3 protein-coding genes and 1 pseudogene are annotated in these 20,355 nt (G+C 45.0%); all 4 read left to right on the top strand.

Annotated features, from left to right (window positions below):
- Window positions 1-16 precede the first annotated feature (16 nt).
- Window positions 17-1,303, top strand: a pseudogene (locus tag G7035_RS27200) (condensation domain-containing protein); the annotation flags it as partial.
- A 9-nt stretch (window positions 1,304-1,312) separates the two neighbouring features.
- Window positions 1,313-7,786 (top strand): non-ribosomal peptide synthetase, encoded by a 6,474-nt coding sequence (locus tag G7035_RS03680; protein WP_230877448.1) that lies wholly within the window; start codon window positions 1,313-1,315, stop codon window positions 7,784-7,786.
- Between the two features lie 10 nt (window positions 7,787-7,796).
- On the top strand, window positions 7,797-10,430 hold the full coding sequence (locus tag G7035_RS27195; protein WP_230877822.1) for a non-ribosomal peptide synthetase: 2,634 nt from the start codon (window positions 7,797-7,799) through the stop codon (window positions 10,428-10,430).
- Window positions 10,352-20,338 carry a non-ribosomal peptide synthetase gene (locus G7035_RS03675; RefSeq protein WP_230877821.1) on the top strand — a complete coding sequence of 3,329 codons (9,987 nt, stop codon included), beginning with the start codon at window positions 10,352-10,354 and terminating at the stop codon, window positions 20,336-20,338. Before G7035_RS27195 ends, G7035_RS03675 begins: the two co-directional genes overlap by 79 nt.
- Window positions 20,339-20,355: the final 17 nt, after the last annotated feature.

Raw genomic sequence — 20,355 nt, 5'->3', positions numbered from 1 at the left:
CAAAGTGGTGAGCCGTATGAGAAACGCACTCATTCAAAACATTTATCCATTGACACCCATGCAGGAGGGGCTTCTATATCACTCCATTTTAGACGAGCACTCAGAAGCATATTTTGATCAAACGGTCATTACCATAAATGAACGGTTGAATGCAGAGACGCTGAAGGAAAGCTTCCAAACCCTAATTGACCGTTATGATGTGTTACGGACTGTGTTTGTTTATAAAGAAACAGACCAACCGTTACAAGTCGTGCTGGCTAATAAAGAAGCAACGATTGATTATAGAGACATTACGGAATTAAATGAAGCAGAACAACGTTTATATGTTGATAATTTTACGATTAATGATCGGAAAATTCGTTTTGATCTGGAAAAGGATCTCCTTATTCGGATAAGTGTTCTTGCATTAAGTGATACAAGCTGCAAAATGGTTCTAAGCTTTCATCACATCATTATGGATGGCTGGTGTATTGGTACAATTGCGAAGGATCTGTTCCAAATTTACAGAGCTTATTCCCTCGGGAAGAAGCCAGAATTGGACGCAGTATTTCCATATAGCCGGTATATCAGTTGGTTAGGGCAGCAAAATAAGAAGACAGCTCTTGCTTATTGGGAACAACAATTATCAGGTGTGGAAGAGCAAAGTGGCTTACCTCTTAGCAGCAAGTCAACTGAGGATGGAAGCTACAAGCTGAACAACCATATTTTCACCTTGGACGAGCAGTTAACCCGTGGTTTGGAAATGATAGCACAACAAAATCAGGTAACCTTAAGTTCTGTATTTCATGGGATATGGGGTCTGTTGCTGCAAAGATACAATAACACCAAAGATGTGGTATTTGGTTCCGTTGTTTCCGGCCGTCCAGCTGAGCTGGAAGGGTCGGAGAAAATGGTTGGATTATTTATTAATACGATTCCTGTACGTATTTGTCATAAAGAAGCACAAACATTTTCCCAGATAATCAAGTAATTTCAGCAGAATATGATGGAATCGGGGAAGTACCATTTTCTATCCTTGGCTGATATTCAGATGCTAACCCCACTGGGCAAGAGCTTAATCCACCATATCATAGCGTTCGAGAACTACCCAATTACTGAAGAGCTTGCTGGTGGTGAAGGAGAACAGCTTGTTTCAATTGTGGAAACCGAGGGCTTTGAGCAAACGAATTATGATTTTAATATTGGAGTCATTCCTGGTAAAGAATTGAAGGTTAAGTTTGGCTATAACAGTATTGCTTATCAAGCTTCAGATATTCAAAGAATTGAACTGCACCTAAAACAAATAGCTGAACAGGTAGTCTCTAATCCGCACATGGATGTGGACGATATTGATTTGCTTTCTGGCGAGGAAAAACACAGAATCCTGCGAGATTTTAATGATACAAATGCCTTGTATCCTCAAAGTCAAACGATTCAACAGCTTTTCGAAGAGCAGGCGGCGCTGACGCCGAATCGTTTGGCAGCAGCATTCGCTGATGGGCGGTTAACTTATCTGGAATTGAACGAACGGGCTAACCGATTGGCTCGCGTCTTGAGGATGAAAGGGGTGCAAACTGGCCAGATTGTTGGGATTGCAGCCTATCGCTCACCGGAGATGCTAGTCGGGATCATGGCTATTCTTAAGGCAGGGGGGGCTTACTTGCCAATCAATCCAGAGGATCCTCTGGAACGAATTCAATATATAGCGGGTAACAGCGGAACTTCCATCCTGCTGGTGCAGCAGGAAATCCAATCTACATTGAAGGATCTTTCACAGAATATCAGCGTGCTTGCGATCGGAGCAGACTGGGCAACTGAAAAAACTAATCTTGAACCTTACAGTGGGCCGGAGGATGTAGCTTACGTAATTTATACTTCCGGTTCTACAGGTAAGCCTAAAGGGGTTATGATTCGTCACACCTCTATAGTGAATCGACTTCATTGGATGCAAAAAAAGTATCCGATTGGTGTGGACGATACCATTTTACAGAAAACACCTTACACCTTTGATGTTTCTGTATGGGAACTATTTTGGTGGGCTATAGCCGGAGCTTCAGTCTACTTTCTTCCACCTGATGGGGAGAAGGATCCCAAGCTACTGCTGAACACGGTGGCAGAGCAGAAAATTACAACCCTTCATTTTGTACCTTCCATGTTGTCTGTTTTTTTGGAGTATGTTGAGCAGCACCAAGCAGAGGGAAAACTCAGCAGTATTAAACGAGTTTTCGCTAGCGGGGAGGCACTAACAGTAAAGCAAGCCAGACGGTTTAATACTCTGCTTCGAAAGCCGAATGGCACAACTCTGCATAATTTATACGGACCAACAGAGGCAACAGTGGATGCAACATGGTTTGATTGCCCGGATGGAGATGATTTGCAGAGTATTCCAATCGGTAAGCCGATTGACAATAACCGGTTGTACATTTTGGATCAGGAGGGGAGACTGCTTCCTGTCGGTATTCCGGGGGAACTTTATATTGCTGGTACAGGAGTAGCCCTAGGCTACATTAATCAACCTGATCTAACGGACGAAAGATTCACCGATAGTCCCTTCGTTATCGGAGAGCGCATGTATAAAACAGGGGACTTGGCAAAGTGGCTTCCTGACGGCAATGTGGAGTATCTCGGAAGAACAGACCATCAGGTGAAAATTCGTGGATATCGTATTGAGACTGGAGAAATCGAAAAGGTCCTTCTCTCTCATCATGACATCAGAGAGGCCGTGGTTCTATCTAGAAAGGACCAAGAGGACGAAACGTATTTATGCGCTTATATTGTGTCTGACCGTGAACTCTTAACACAGGAAATACGATCCTATTTGAAAGCGTCTCTGCCCTTGTATATGGTACCTGCTCATCTAATACAGATTGCTGCGATACCTCTTACGAATAATGGAAAGGTGAACCGAGGAGCGCTTCCTGAGCCCCATCATGTGATTCGGGAGCAGGGGTTTGTAGCTCCTCGTACAGATACAGAAACTCGTCTAGTACGTTTGTGGGAGGATATTCTGCATGTGAGCCCAATAGGTGTACACAGCCATTTTTTTGAACTGGGTGGACATTCGCTGAAGGCTACAATACTGATCGGGAAAATTATTCGAGAATTCCAGGTCGAGTTGCCTATGCGTGAAATATTTGAGTATCCAACTGTGGAAAGCATGAGCAAACTCATTGAACGTACCATCGGGAGAGGGGCAGGTACATTTACCGAAATTGCTCTACTTTCTGGTCAAGCCTATTATCCGGTTTCCTCCTCGCAAAGACGTCAGATGATACTGCATCAACTTGAAGGAGCGGAACTGGTTTACAATATGCCTTCTGTCATGCTCGTTCAAGGCCATCTGGATCAGGAGCGGTTGAAAATGGCATTCACCACTCTGATTCACAGGCATGAAGCATTGCGCACTTCATTTTCATGGATCAATGGAGAGCCGGTTCAAAGCGTACATGACGAAGTAGAATTTGAGTTGAAGATTCATAGTCTGACCAGCAAAGAGGATTTAGAGGAACAGCAAATAGAAACGGTGCTAAGTGAATTCGTCCAACCGTTTGACCTGAGCCGTGCCCCTTTATTAAGAGGCGAGCTGATTCCGTTGACAGAGAACCAAAATATGCTGCTGGTTGATTTGCACCATATTATTTCGGATGGCGTTTCTATGTCTATTATTATGGATGAATTTGTAAAAGCGTATGATGGACAAGCACTTCCGCCTCTATCCGTTCAGTACAAAGATTATGCTAGCTGGCATAATGAGCAAGTAAATCATGGATTTATTAAAGATCAGGAATCCTACTGGCTGGACATCTTTAAAAATGAGCCACCTGTACTGGAGCTACCAACGGATTTTCCAAGACCGTCTATTCAGAGCTATGAAGGTAACACGGTATCTCGAATCCTGGGCGATGATATAACAGAGCCACTTCATAAACTCGCAGCTGAAACTCAAAGTACATTATTCATGATTTTACTGGCTGTATATAACGTTGTTTTGTCCAAGCATGCACGACAAGATGACATTGTCATCGGTACGCCGGTTGCTGGGAGGAGACATCCAGACACGGAAAAGATCGTCGGCATGTTTGTCAATACGTTGGCACTGCGTACTAGCCCTTCATCGGAGAAGAGTCTTTCTGCTTTTTTGGATGAAGTTAAGGAAGCGGTTTTATCTGCTTTTGAGCATCAGGAATATCCCTTTGAGCAATTGGTCGAAAAGCTTGCGCTGCGGAGAGATGTGAGCCGAAGCCCGATCTTCGACACCATGTTTGTTATGCAAAATACAAAAGGGCAACCCCTACAATCTAGTGGGTTGGAATTCAAACCGTTTCCGTTCAATCCAGGTGTTTCCCGATTTGATTTAACCTTGAGCGCGGAAGAAACAGGCAGCTACCTTCATTTAAATTTGGAGTACAACAGTGCTTTGTTCCAAAAGGACACTGTCGAACGCTTCTTGGATCATATGGTGGTGGTGCTAAGGTCTTTTGTAGCTAATAGCACACAAACGATAGGTGATACAGATTTATTAACAACGGTAGAAAAAGAAGTGATTTTGAAGAAATTCAACGGGACGGCTGCGCCTTATCCAAGGGAGAAGACGATTCATCAATTGTTTGAGGAGCAGGTGGAGCGAACACCGGAACATCCGGCAGCCCTATACCAAGATCGGCAATTGACGTACCGGGAGCTGAATGCCCAAGCGAATCGGGTGGCTCACGTCCTGCGGAAGAAAGGCATCGGGCCCGATCAGATGGTGGGCATCGCAGTTCATCGATCGCTGGAGATGATCGTCGGCCTGCTGGGGATTTTGAAGGCAGGCGGGGCGTATCTGCCGCTACATCCAGAGGACCCAGAAGAACGGCTGGGATTCATGCTGGAGGATAGCGGGGCATCTATCCTGCTGACCCAGCGGGATCAGTTGGACCGCCTTCGTCCGCACGGAGCCGACCGCGAGCTAATCGCTATCGAAGATTTGCTGATGGAGGGGATGGAGCTTACAGGAGAAGAATGCGAGAAGAACCCAGAACCTGTTAACCGCTCGAGCGATTTGGTGTACGTGATCTATACGTCAGGCTCCACCGGCAAGCCGAAGGGGGTCATGATTGAGCACGCTTCACTGATCAACCGTCTGCACTGGATGGAACAACGAATTCCGTTTGGAGCGGAGGATGTGATCCTGCAAAAAACGCCATACACCTTTGACGTATCGTTGTGGGAGCTGTTCTCATGGGCGATTCAGGGATCGACAGTATGCTTTTTGGAGCCGGGAGGCGAGAAAGACCCGGCAGCGATAGCTGAAACGGTGGAAGCCAACGGGGTAACAGCGATCCATTTTGTGCCATCCATGCTGGGAGCATTCCTGGAGTATATCGAGCATAGCGGAGCCGCCGGAAAAATGCGTAGTGTCCGGCGAGTATTTGCCAGCGGGGAAGCGCTGATGACAGAACATGTCCGCCGGTTTAACCGTTTGCTGGGAGCCGAAGGAGCCACGCTACACAACCTGTATGGACCGACAGAGGCAACGGTAGAGGTGGCGTATTACGACTGTCCTGCCGAGCAGGAACCAGAGAGCATTCCGATTGGGAAGCCGATTGACAACGTGAAATTGTATATTTTGGACCATAAAGACCGATTGCAGCCGATAGGTGTACCGGGCGAGCTGCACATTGGAGGGGACTGCGTAGCCCGAGGATATGTGAATCGGAAAGAACTGACGGAGGAGAAGTTCGTAGCGGACCCCTATGCGGCAGGGGGACGGATGTACCGGACGGGAGACTTGGCGAGGTGGCTACCGGATGGAAACATTGAATATATGGGTCGGATCGACCATCAGGTGAAAATTCGGGGCTACCGGATCGAACTGGGTGAGATTGAAGCGGCAATACTGGCCTACGAAGGGGTACAGACGGCAGTAGTGCTTGCTCGTGATGACCGTTCTGGGGGAAGTTATTTATGCGCCTATGTTGAACATGCCCAGGAGTTCAATATACAAGCATTAAAGGCTCGTATTAAAGAAGTTCTACCCGAGTACATGGTGCCTGCTTATATCGTATCTATGGAAGCTATGCCTTATCTATCGAGCGGTAAGATCGACAGAAAAGCATTGCCTGAGCCTGATCACAGTCTGTCGATTGAGGTAGATTATATTTCTCCTTCCAATGAGGTTGAAGCGTTGATGGCCGAAATCTGGCAAGAGGTTCTTGGCTATGCTCCTATCGGAACAAATCATAACTTTTTTGAATTGGGCGGAGATTCAATTAAAGCTATTCAAATTTCCACACGTCTAAGTAAGCACGGATATCGTATGGAAATTAAGGACCTTTTCCGTCATCAAACGATAGGTAGCCTGACTCCGGATCTAAGAGCAGTCAGTGTTCAAGCCGAACAAGGGATTATTGAAGGAGAGGCTGAGTTATCGCCTATCCAACGATGGTTTTTTGAGCAAAAGTTCACGGAATCCAACTATTGGAACCAGGCTGTTATGTTGTATAGCCAAAAGGGATGGAAGGAAGAACTGGTCGATCAGGTGTTGTGTAAGCTGACAGAGCATCATGATGCCTTACGAATGACATATACAGCGAGTCCGGACAGGATCACTCCCGTCATTCATGGTACGAATCGAAAGGCATATGCTCTTACTGTTCTGGATGTAAGCCATGAGGCATCCATTGAAGAAGCAATCCAAAGCCTTAGCGAAGCGATTCAGCGGCGTATGAATTTGGAAGAGGGTCCACTTGTGCAAGCAGGGTTGTTTCACACGGCCCAAGGTGATCACTTATTACTCGCGATTCATCATTTGGTGGTAGATGGAGTTTCTTGGAGAATTCTATTGGAAGATTTGGAGCAAGGGTATATGCAGGCGCTAAATAATGAAGAAATTCTCTTCCAGGCGAAGACCCATTCATGGAAGGACTGGACCCATCGCCTGGTTGATGATGCAAAGGGTGCGCGTCCAGCTCGTTACAAGCGTTATTGGGAGAATGTGATCCGTCATGCCAGTAAACCGCTTCATAAAGACTATCCGGTCGCTGACAGAAGAGGGAAAGACCTGAAAATCTGCAGCGTAAGGCTTTCCAAGCAACAAACAGATTGTCTGCAGAAGGATGTACACAAGGCTTATAGTACGAATGTAAACGATCTACTGTTGACAGCCTTTGGACTGGCATTGAGAGACTGGACTGATAATGATGAATTTACCATTTTGCTGGAAGGACACGGACGGGAACAGATCTTTGATGATATAGATATAACCAGAACGGTCGGCTGGTTTACTACGATGTATCCTATTCATCTGGATATGAAGCATAATGCGGATTTAGCTTACCAAATTAAGCTGACCAAGGAAGCGTTGCGGCGTGTTCCTAATAAGGGTATTGACTTCGGAATTCTGGAATATATGACCCTACACGATTTGAAAAGTACTAATCAGGGACATTTTGCACCTGAAATCCGGTTTAATTATCACGGTCAGATTGATTCAGGCTCCGTTGCGCCTTTATTTGTCGAATCAAAGTATTCTCCGGGCCGGACAGTAAGTGAGGAGACCGAGACACCATTTGTGCTTGATATTAATGGCAGTATCGAACAGGGGATATTAACCCTTGAGATCGAGTATAGCAGTCGTGAATATGCTGAATCGAGTATTCAAAAATTGGGAAATTTCTTGCAAAGTCGTTTGCTAGAAATTATTGAGCATTGCTCTGAAAAGAAGGAGAAGGAATGGACTCCCGCAGATGTGAGCGATGATGAGAATCTTTCAATTAACGATTTGGATGAGATTATGGCCTACTATAAAAATAATACATCTTCCTAGGCGGTGGATTATGAGTAAAGATCTGCAAATTCAAAGTATATTCCGATTAACCCCGATGCAACAAGGAATCTTGTTCCATAGCCTGCTAGATCAAACTTCGTACGCCTATTTTGAACAAGTGAATCTTACCTTGAACGGCTTACTTGAGGTAGAGCTTCTGGATCGAAGTCTTTCTGTTCTGTTTGAGCGCCATGAGATATTGCGCAGCAATGTTTTTCACGTCAATATTGAAGAGCCTAAATTGATCGTATTTCGGCAGAAGCATCCAGCAATTCACTTTGAGGACATTTCTTCACTAACGCAATCTGACCAGGTGGCCTATATAGAACAGTTTGTTCAACGTGATAAGGCCAACGGATTTGATATTACCCGGGATGAGTTATTCCGGGTCTCCATATTGCAGTGTGCGCCTGATGTATACAAGCTGATCGTTAGCTTCCACCACATCATTATGGATGGATGGTGCTTAGAAATCGTTTTGAAAGAATGGTTCCAGATCTACACATCATTGCAAAAGAATGAGCCAGTTCAACTGGGGGAAGCTCCTTCTTATGAAAAATACCTCAAGTGGTTGGACAAGCAGGATACAGATATAGCGCTTACGTTTTGGGAGCGATATTTGGATGGTTTTGAACAGCAGAGTATCTTGCCTGCGAGTGGTAAAGGGAGCCACGTTGATTACGATCCACAGCAGCAAATCTTTAGCTTTGATTCGCAATTAACGGGTCAGTTGGAATCACTGGCCAAAGAACTCAAGGTTACTTTGAGTACATTGTTTCACTCTATCTGGGGTTTGCTATTGATGAAATACAACAACACCCGCGACGTGGTATTTGGCTCTGTCGTTTCCGGTCGTCCGTCAGATATTCCGGGAGCAGAAAACATGGTGGGCCTATTTATCAATACTATTCCAGTGCGTATATCGAGTGAAGAGGATCATCTTGCTTTTTCGGATTTCGTCCAGCATGTACAACATTCGGTTATGGAGGCGGGGCAGCATCATTATGTGCCCCTTGCTGATATTCAGGCGGGTAGTTTGTTGAAGAGTAATCTGATACACCATATTTTGGCCTTTGAAAATTTCCCGGGTATGGAGGAAGCTTCCGATCACGAGAACGAAAACAGTTTAGCGGTTTCGGAGATGGCTGGCTTTGAACAGACTAATTATTCGTTCAACCTTAACGTTGTCCCCGGTGAGAAACTGCGGATGAAATTCAGCTATAACGGTCTATTATACGAACCAGAATATATAGATCGATTAGGTCGACATGTTGAGGAAATCGCCCGCACTGTAGTTTCGTCTGCTGATATAGTTTTGCACGAAATAGATATCATTCTGCCAGAAGAAAAAGAAGTGATTTTGAAGAAATTCAACGGGACGGCTGCGCCTTATCCAAGGGAGAAGACGATTCATCAATTGTTTGAGGAGCAGGTGGAGCGAACACCGGAACATCCGGCAGCCCTATACCAAGATCGGCAATTGACGTACCGGGAGCTGAATGCCCAAGCGAATCGGATGGCTCACGTCCTGCGGAAGAAAGGCATCGGGCCCGATCAGATGGTGGGCATCGCAGTTCATCGATCGCTGGAGATGATCGTCGGCCTGTTGGGGATTTTGAAGGCAGGCGGGGCGTATCTGCCGTTACATCCGGAAGACCCGGAAGAACGGCTGGGATTCATGTTGGAGGATAGCGGGGCATCTATCCTGCTGACCCAGCGGGATCAGTTGGACCGCCTTCGTCCGCACGGAGCCGACCGCGAGCTGATCGCTATCGAAGATTTGCTGATGGAGGGGATGGAGCTTACAGGAGAAGAATGCGAGAAGAACCCGGAACCTGTTAACCGCTCGAGCGATTTGGTGTACGTGATCTATACGTCAGGCTCCACCGGCAAGCCGAAGGGGGTCATGATTGAGCACGCTTCATTGATCAACCGTCTGCACTGGATGGAACAACGAATTCCGTTTGGAGCGGAGGATGTGATCCTGCAAAAAACGCCCTACACCTTTGACGTATCGTTGTGGGAGCTGTTCTCGTGGGCGATTCAGGGAGCGACAGTATGCTTTTTGGAGCCGGGAGGCGAGAAAGACCCGGCAACGATAGCCGAAACGGTGGAGGCCAACGGGGTAACGGCAATCCATTTTGTGCCATCCATGCTGGGAGCGTTCCTGGAGTATATCGAGCACAGCGGAGCCGCCGGGAAAATGCGGAGTGTACGGCGAGTATTTGCCAGCGGGGAAGCGCTGATGACAGAGCATGTCCGCCGATTTAACCGTTTGCTGGGGACCGAAGGAGCCACGCTGCACAACCTGTATGGACCGACGGAAGCGACGGTAGAGGTGGCGTATTACGACTGTCCTGCGGACCAGGAACCGGAGAGTATTCCGATCGGGAAGCCAATTGATAACGTGAAATTATATATTTTGGACCATAAAGACCGATTGCAGCCGATAGGTGTACCGGGCGAGCTGCATATTGGAGGGGACTGCGTAGCCCGAGGATATGTGAATCGGAAAGAACTGACGGAGGAGAAGTTCGTAGCGGACCCCTATGCGGCGGGGGACGGATGTACCGAACGGGAGACTTGGCGAGATGGCTGCCGGATGGAAACATTGAATATATGGGTCGGATCGACCATCAGGTGAAAATTCGGGGCTACCGGATCGAACTGGGTGAGATTGAAGCGGCCTTACTCGCGTACGAAGGTATCAAGGCGGCTACAGTACTTGCCCTTGATGATCGAGATGGTGGCAAATATTTATGCGCATATTTCGAAAGCGGAGAAGGTTTGAACACATCTATTTTAAGGGCACATTTGAAGGCACTCATACCGGATTACATGGTGCCGAGTCATTTCGTGCGGCTAGATGTTATGCCGCACCTGTCCAGTGGCAAGGTTAACCGTAAAGCGCTACCCGAACCGGATCATGGGATGCGAGCCACCAGCTACGTTGCACCAAGAAACGAAACGGAAAGAAAACTAGCCGAGATTTGGGAGAAGTTGCTGGACATATCCTCCATCGGTATACATGACAACTTTTTTGAACTGGGTGGACATTCACTAACGGCGACTCGACTTATGTCTCGAATCAATAAGTTGCTGCGAGTTGAAATTCCACTCCGTAATATTTTTGCACATCCGACCATCGAAGAAATGAGTGTTTTGATCTGCGGACCAGAGGTTGCAGCTGGGACGATGATGGATATTGCTCCTGCCGAGCTACGCGATTCTTATCCAGTGACATCCGTTCAAAAGAGACAAATGATTTTACATCAGTTTGAAGGAGCAGAAACAGCATACAATATGCCCTTTGCCTTACTGATGGAGGGAGAACTGGACATCCAGCGGCTGGAGCGAGTGTTCAGGGATCTAATAGATAGGCATGAGGCATTGCGGACATCATTTGAGTGGGGCACAGAGGAGCCAGTACAAAAAATTCATAGTGAGGTTCCATTTCAACTGAGTCTCCAACAGGCTGATGATATCGGAATAGAAGCACAGGACAAACAGATTCAAGCGATATTCAAAACGTTCGTAAGACCGTTTAACTTAGGTCAGGCTCCATTATTGCGGGCGAAGCTGGTACGTATTTCGGACAATAGGCATATTTTGATGGTAGATATGCACCATATTGTTGCAGATGGTGTTTCCATGAGCGTTTTGGCTAATGATTTCACGACATTGTATCACGGGAACTCACTGCCACCATTGCGTATTCAATATAAAGATTACGCCGTTTGGAATAGTGAGTGGATCAAAGAAGGACACTTGATTAAGCAGGAACAATACTGGCTAGATTTGTTTTCGGATGAGCTTCCTGTCCTTAATCTACCAACTGATTTCACGAGACCTCAAGTACAAAGCTTTGAAGGTGACCGGTATTCTTTTCAAGCTGATAAGACACTTCGTGAAGGTCTACAACAATTTGTTACAGAAAATCGGACCACTTTATTTATGGTACTGCTATCGGCTTACAACGTATTATTGCATAAGTATTCAAGCCAGGAAGATATCGTGGTAGGGTCTCCAATAGCAGGTCGTAATCATACGGATTTAGAAAATATTATGGGGATGTTCGTTAATACACTTGTGCTGCGTAACCGCCCAGCTGCTGACAAAACGCTCAAGCAATTTTTACTGGAGGTGCAAAGAAGCAGCCTGGAAGCATTCGAACATCAGGATTATCCAATAGAAGATCTTGTAGATAAGCTCGAACTTCACAGGGATTTAAGCCGAAATCCTCTGTTTGATACGATGTTCTCTCTAGAAAATACCGATTCGGTAAGCTTACAAGCTGACGGGATATCCATATCGCCCTATTCTGTTGAAGCTGGCATAGCCAAAGTTGACTTAACGTTAACAGCAGAAGCGGATCAAGAGGGACTCTCTTTTCGAATTGATTATTGTAATAAGCTGTTTTACAAAGAAAGTATTGAGAGAATGTCGAAGCATTATTTGCAGATTTTACAGACTATTGTGGACTCTGCGGATCTCCGGATTAGCGACGTAAACATGGTAACTGCATCCGAAGAAGAGATCCTGTTAACGAAATTTAATACGGTACCCGCTTCTCCCGAGAAAGAGAACCGAAAATTGCTGCATCAGCTCTTTGAAGAGCAGGTAGCGAAGACGCCGGAGCGTGTCGCGGTATCGTTCGAGGAACAACAATGGACTTACAGCGAGTTAAACGATAAAGCGAATCAGCTTGCCAGAGTGCTTAGAGAAAAAGGAGTACAGGCCAATACGCTTGTTGGCATTATGGTAGAGCGATCTTTTGAAATGATAGTCGGAATCCTAGGGATTTTAAAGGCTGGGGGTGCATATGTTCCTCTGGCACCAGATTATCCTGCGGAGCGAATTAGTCTGATGCTATACGATTGCAAGATAACACTATTATTGGCATCCCATCATGTTCTGACTGAATCAACTTTCATAAAAGAGGCAGGAGCAGATGGATTTGCAGGGGAAATCCTTGATTTGGATCAGCTCGATATGATCGTTAAGGATTCAGATTCTAGTAACTTACCTTATGTGAATGAACCGGATGATTTGGCATATGTGCTATATACCTCTGGCTCAACAGGTAAACCAAAAGGGAATCTGACCATGCATTATAACGTGGAGAGATTGATTAAAAACTCCAATTATATCGATCTTACGGAACAGGATATTCTCTTGCAGTTATCCAACTATGCCTTTGATGGGTCAGTCTTCGATATATTCGGCGCTCTGGTCAATGGTTCTAAGCTGATTCTCTTACGTAAAGAGAATATGCTGAATCCAGAAAAACTGTCTTCCTTAATTCGAAATGAAAGTGTCTCGGTATTTTTTATTACTACCGCCTTGTTTAACACGTTGATAGAAACCAATATTGAATGTTTTACTACAATTCGCAAAGTACTTTTTGGTGGAGAGCGGGTTTCGCTACCGCATGTGAGCAAGTTATTTGAACATATCGGGCCCCATAAAATGCTCCACATGTACGGTCCTACCGAAAGCACGGTCTTTGCTACGTGTTATGGTGTAGATCAGATTCATGAACGGAAAGGTACAATTCCGATTGGAGCCCCGATTACAGGTACTACTGTGTACATTCTGGATAAAAGTCTTAAATTGCAGCCTATTGGTATACCGGGAGAGCTTTGTATAGCAGGGGATGCACTATCCCAGGGCTACTTGAACCTACCTGATTTTACAAACGAAAAGTTTATAGACAATCCATTTAATCCAGGCGAGAAAATGTACAAAACAGGTGACATTGCAAAATGGCTTCCAGATGGAAATATTGAATTTGTAGGCCGCCAAGATCATCTGGTGAAAATTAGGGGTTTTCGTATAGAACTTGGTGAAATTGAAAACCAATTACTATCCCATGAACGTATTAAAGAGGCAATAGTTGTAGCTAAACCGGATCCATCCGGTCAAAATCGTATTTCTGCATATATGGTGACAGATGGGGAATTAAATACTTCAGCTATTCGCCGTTACTTGGCGAAGTATTTACCAGATTACATGTTGCCATCCAGCTTAATCCTGTTGGACAGTTTGCCGCTGAACGCTAATGGCAAGGTGGATCAGAAGAAACTGCCAGAACCTCATATTAACTTAGACTTGAGCACGCTGTATGAACCACCAACAAGCCCTACGGAAGAGAAGTTGGTTAAAATTTGGGAAGGCGTGCTGGGACAAGAGGGAATTGGAATTAGTCACAGTTTTTTTGACCTTGGAGGAGACTCTATTAAGGCCATTCAAGTGATCGCAAGGTTGAGCCAAGAGGGATTAAAGCTGGATATGAAGGACATATTTCAGCACCCTACTGTTCAGCAAGTAGCACCATATGTCCAACGTCGTTCCAGAATCATTGACCAGAAGGCGGTAACAGGTGAGGTACAGCTAACTCCAATCCAAAGATGGTTCTTCGAAAATGTACAGGATGATCGGAACCATTTTAATCAAGCAGTTATGTTATTTACTAGTGGTGTATTTGATGAAGAAGCCCTAAAGACTGCTTTGGAGAATATTATTATTCACCATGATGCCCTACGAATGGCGTATGAAATCGGTCAGAGTTCTGTTTGCCAATACCATACGGGAACGCAGTTAAAGCCTTTTCATTTAAATATTTATAATCTACAAGGAAATAACGATGCTGAAAGCAAGATTGAGGAAGAGGCGAGTCGGCTACAGGCTACCATGGACTTAAGAGCAGGTGAGATGATCCGGGTTGGTTTGTTCCAAACAGATAAAGGCCAGCATTTGCTGATTGCTATTCACCATTTGGTTATTGACGGGGTCTCCTGGCGAATCTTATTGGAAGACTTGGAGAGCGCATATACCCAGGCATTACAGGGTAAGGCTATCGCTTTGCCGGATAAAACGGACTCTTTTCAGTATTGGTCCGACCGGCTTGCAGAGTATTCGAACAGTCGGACTTTACTGAAGGAGAAGGCATATTGGCAGCAAATTGAAGGTGTTCAATGTGAGTCTCCATTTCCTCAGAAGAGCACAGTTACTGATGAGGTTGGAGTGAAAAAAGAAAGAACGAGCATAGCTGTCCGGTTGGACAAGCAAGATACACAGCTACTGCTTGGAACTGCTCATCAGGCCTATAATACCGAAATTAATGACTTATTGTTATCAGCACTTGGATTGGCAATTAAGCAATGGGCGGGTAGTAAAATCTTCGCTATTAATCTTGAAGGACATGGCAGGGAAGAGATTATGGAGGAGATTGATGTTACTCGAACCATAGGTTGGTTTACTTCGATGTTTCCTATTGTTCTGGATATGAGGGATAGTGAAGATATTTCATCTGTTATTCGACGAACTAAGGAAATGATTCGGCATATCCCTAATCGAGGGATTGGCTACGGAGTTCTGAAGTATTTGACCGATGTGGAACATACTCAAGATTTAGATTTTAACATACAGCCACAAATCAGTTTTAATTATCTGGGACAATTTATGGATGGTACGCAAGAGGGGAGCTTTGAATCGTCACCGCTATCTCCGGGACGTTCTGTTGGTGAAGGGGCAGAAAGTCATTTTACACTGGACATCAACAGTATTGTTTCCCAAGACCAACTGTTACTTGAATTTGGATATATTCGTGGCGAGCATGCAGACCATGCTATTGAACAATTATCCCTTATGTATATTGAGCATTTAAAAATGTTAATTAATCACTGTACAAGCATTTCACAGAAGGTTCTCACCCCATCTGATTACCAAGACCATACTCTCTCTATCCCTGAGTTAGATCAGATTCTCAAGCAGTTTGGTGGGACTGAACAAGTAGAGCATATTTACCCGTTAACACCTATGCAGCAGGGAATGCTGTTCCATTACATGATGGAGCCGGAAACTACAGCTTATGTGGAACAAGTCGCGATTGAAATGGAAGGTGAACTACAGCAGGAGCTTCTGGAACAGAGTTTTCAAGAATTGTTGGCAAAATATGAAGTATTGCGTACGAATTTTGTGTTTACCGGTATACATGAACCTCGGCAAATCGTGCGTAAACATCAACATGCAGAGTTTCAGTTTTATGACCTTACCGGGATGAATGAGCAAGAAATTACCGCTTATCTAGAGGATTACAAAAAACAAGATCTTCTGCGTGGATTTGATTTATCCAATGAGGCACTAATACGTATAAATGTATTAAAAACAACTCCTGATAAGTTCCTTATGATGTGGACTTTCCATCATATGATTATGGATGGATGGTGCGTAGGAATTGTCTACCGCGATTTTATGAGTATGTATCTAGAATTGAAAAATGGTAGACCGCTTAAGTCTGAAACAGCCCCTGCTTATTCAACTTATATTCGTTGGCTGGAAAAGCAGGACAAAGAGGAGTCCATGCAATATTGGAAACAGGCTTTGGATGGATATACGCAATGTGCAGTTATACCGAAGACGTTCAAATTGCAGGCTAAAGAAGGTGGTTACCGCACGAGTCAGCTAGAATTTTCGTTAGACCAAACAATGACACGACGATTAACAGAGATTGCATCTCATAATCGGATTACGGTCAACACGTTGTTCCAATCCATGTGGGGGGCATTGCTTCAAAGATATAACAATACCAACGATGTAGTATTTGGAGCCGTAGTTTCAGGGCGACCGCCAGTAATCCCAGACATTGAGAGCATGGTAGGTATTTTCATTAATACGATTCCCGTGCGAATTTATGGCGAGGAGAATGAAAGCTTCATTGAAATGGCCAAGAGAGCTCAACAAAGCTCCATCGAATCTGTTAAGTATGAGTACACATCATTAGCGGACATTCAGTCCGTAACCACACTGAAGCAAAGCCTGTTAGATCATATTATTGTGTTTGAAAATTACCCTGAGTTTGGCGAAGAAGAGGCGCTACAGAAGCACAATCTGAAAATTCATGTGCGAGATATGGCCTTTTATGAACAGACAAACTATGACTTTAATCTTATTGTTTCCCTGAAAGACGAACTGAACATTAAATTTCTGTACAACGCTGATACCTTAAGTAGAGAATTTGTGGAACGTATAAAAAATCATCTAAATGGCGTAGTCCGACAAATCGTGGATAATCCAGAGATGAGTATATCCTCGATTGAAGTAACTTCTTTACCGGAGAAAGAAGTGATTTTGAATGAATTTAACAATACGACAGCGATCTATCCGCGAGCGAAGACAATCCATCAATTGTTTGAGGAGCAGGTGGAGCGAACACCGGAACATCCGGCAGCCCTTTACAAAGGACGGCAGTTAACGTATCGGGAGCTGAACGCCCAAGCGAATCGGTTGGCTCATGTGCTGCGGGAAAAAGGAGTAGGACCTGATCGTGTGGTGGGGATCGCGGTTCACCGATCGTTGGAGATGATTATCGGACTACTAGGAATCTTGAAAGCGGGTGGAGCCTATCTGCCGCTGAATCCAGAGGACCCTGAAGAACGACTGACGTTCATGCTGGAGGACAGTGGAGCATCCATTTTATTGACCCAGCAGGAGTTAGTGGAGCAGCTTCGCTGTCATGGAACAACCAGGGAACTGATCGCTATCGAAGATTTGCTGGTACAGGAAAAGGAGCAAACAGAAAGAGAAAAGAATCCGGAATCGATCAATCGCTCGACGGATTTGGTGTATGTGATTTACACCTCGGGATCTACGGGTAAGCCTAAAGGAGTCATGATTGAGCACGCCTCGCTGATCAATCGTCTGCACTGGATGCAAAAGCGGATTCCGTTTGGAGCGGAGGATGTAATCCTGCAAAAGACACCGTATACCTTTGATGTATCGTTGTGGGAATTATTCTCGTGGGCTATCCAAGGGGCAACGGTATGCTTTTTGGAGCCGGGAGGAGAGAAGGACCCGGCCACAATAGCTGAAACAGTTGAGTCTAACCGGGTAACGGCATTGCACTTTGTGCCGTCGATGCTGGGCGCGTTTCTGGAATACATGGAACACAGCGGAGCTACGGGGAAAATGCGCAGTGTACGACGGGTATTTGCCAGCGGGGAAGCGCTGATGACAGAGCATGTGCGTCGGTTTAACTGTCTGATAGGAGGCGGCGGTGCCACGCTGCACAATCTGTATGGGCCAACGGAAGCGACCGTGGAGGTGGCGTATTATGACTGTCCTGTCGAGCATGAACCGGAGAGCATTCCGATCGGGAAGCCGATTGATAACGTAAAATTGTACATTTTGGATAAGAAGGACCGTTTGCAACCGATAGGGATACCTGGCGAACTGCATATTGGAGGCGACTGTGTAGCGCGAGGATATGTGAATCGGGAGGAATTGACGGAAGAGAAGTTCGTAGAAGATCCATACGAGCCGGGAGGACGGATGTACCGAACAGGGGATCTGGCTAGATGGTTGCCGGATGGAAATATCGAATATATGGGCAGAATCGATCATCAGGTGAAAATCCGCGGATATCGGATCGAACTGGGTGAGATTGAGGCGGCTTTGCTTGCGCATGATGGAGTTCGGGCAGCGGCAGTACTTGCCCGTGCTGATGACCGAACGGGGATGCCTAGTTTGGGGGCGTATGTTGTTGCCGAACCTCATGTGACAACGGCAATGTTGCGACAAAATTTATCTGTCTCAGTTCCAGAGTATATGATTCCAGCCTATTTTGTATTCTTGGATCAGATGCCGCTCACGTCGAGTGGTAAGATTAATCGTCGTATGCTATTAGAGATTGAGCTGGAATTTGGTACCGGAACGGAATATGTGGAGCCAAGCAGTGAGCTGGAAAAGGAATTAGTTGAGATCTGGATGAGTGTACTTGGTATTGAACATGTGGGTATCGACGATAATTTCTTTGAACTGGGAGGACATTCTTTAACGGCTATTCAGCTTGCATCCAGATTACAGGGGATTTGGAGTAGTGAATTACGGTTGAGCAGTATCTATCAATACCCTACGGTCAGAGAGTTGGCACTACATGTGGAAGGGATGGAAGAAAACCCTTCTGCACTTGCCCAACAATTTGATCAAATTATAGCGTTGCTGCATCAAAAGCTGAACGTTAAGGGATGGTTACAACAAGAGCAATTCAATGGAAAATCTTATATCGTTCTGCATCTAGAAGATGGGGCCATTTCTTTTGAAAAAGAGATTATGGAACTGTTGGACATGAAATGCGATGAATCAATTCAGCCTCATTACATCACTTGGCATGGAGAAGAAACCCTGAGACTGGAAAAGGCCAATCTTGAAGACATTAAGAGCATATGGACAGAAAGAATTGACAATGATTTGGACGTTTTCTCCAAAGCTATTCTAAGCCCAGGAGTGATCGAGAGACTGCCAGTTTCTCCAACACAACGCTACCATCTCCAACACAGTGATATTTCTGGCACGATTATTCCGCTAGAAAAACATATGAACATGGAGTATGTGGAAGAAGCGATTCTGCAGATTATTCGAGAGCAAGATTTGATGAGAAGTACGCTGTGTAAAGAAAACGGAGAATTGCAGTGGCAAGTAAGGGAAGCACCAGATCATCTTCCTGTACCACTGGTTGATATCTCTATGTACGATGAAGATACACAGCAAGTGATTCTGAATAATATCGTCTGGCCTTATTTTTACAGGCAGCATGAACTGAGCAATTCACTCTTATATCGGATATTGATTGTGAAAAAGAATCTGAAAGACTACATGCTTATATTACCTTTTTCGCACTCGATCTTTGACTTTATGAGCAGTGAGATTATTAAGCACCAATTCAACACTTATTATGAATGTGTTCGAGCTGGAAAGGAAACGCCTGAAGGGAGCAAAAATCGTTACTCTGATTTTACAGCTCATATTATGGAAGGACCTCAGGGTGTTGATGATCTGGAACTAGCTACTACCTATAATCTAGATAAGTTTGATCGTGCAATTGGTCGTATAACCGATTTTGTAAGTCAAAAAGCAGTACTTGAAGGGCATACAACTGTCATTTGGGATTTGAAATCTTCCGAGAGAGCAATTCACTTGGACAACACTAGTCATTGGGAGATTGCATTCTTTACGTTCACTGCTTTTTGTAAAATGTATTTCGAGCTTAGTCAGGTTCCCATTTGGGTAACGCAATATGGTCGAAGCTTTGGAGAGAAGCGTTACTATGATGTTATTGGTGAATTTGTGGATCATATCCCGATACTAACTAATTTAGACCAAAATCTGGTATCTCTAGAACAGCAGGTTCGCCAAAGTGTTCAACGGGCAGCTGAACATAATATCAGCTTTGCTAACTTAATGTATAACCCGGATGTACAGAATGATTATCCTTTATCTGGAGGATACTTGCAGCAGGCTTTGGATAGAATGCCAATTGTATTTAATTTCCTTGGTGAGCTGAGAAGTGAGCATCAACTCCTACAAACGGTAGATCTGGGTAATGTCAATGTTGAAGGAAGAACACGAATCTTATGCGAAGTTTGGCATGATAGCGAGTCTAATCTGTTTGTGGCACTAACTCTACCTTTTTCAGAAGACGAAAGTATAGTACGGAATCATCTACAAAGTGCCTTGGAGCAATTGGAAAGACGCTGGGCAACCGTTCTGTAACTCTTGCCCTAACCGAA

It is taken from the genome of Paenibacillus polymyxa (genome assembly GCF_015710975.1).
Lineage (GTDB): Bacteria > Bacillota > Bacilli > Paenibacillales > Paenibacillaceae > Paenibacillus > Paenibacillus polymyxa.
Note: the sequence above shows the minus strand (reverse complement) of the source record. Positions and strands in the feature narration are given on the sequence as shown.

What these genes read in the sequence shown, in the direction of transcription:
- G7035_RS03680 (WP_230877448.1), top strand. Translation starts at nt 1,313, where the DNA reads ATGGATGTGGACGATATTGATTTGCTTTCTGGCGAGGAAAAACACAGA.
- G7035_RS27195 (WP_230877822.1), top strand. Translation starts at nt 7,797, where the DNA reads ATGAGTAAAGATCTGCAAATTCAAAGTATATTCCGATTAACCCCGATG.
- G7035_RS03675 (WP_230877821.1), top strand. Translation starts at nt 10,352, where the DNA reads ATGTACCGAACGGGAGACTTGGCGAGATGGCTGCCGGATGGAAACATT.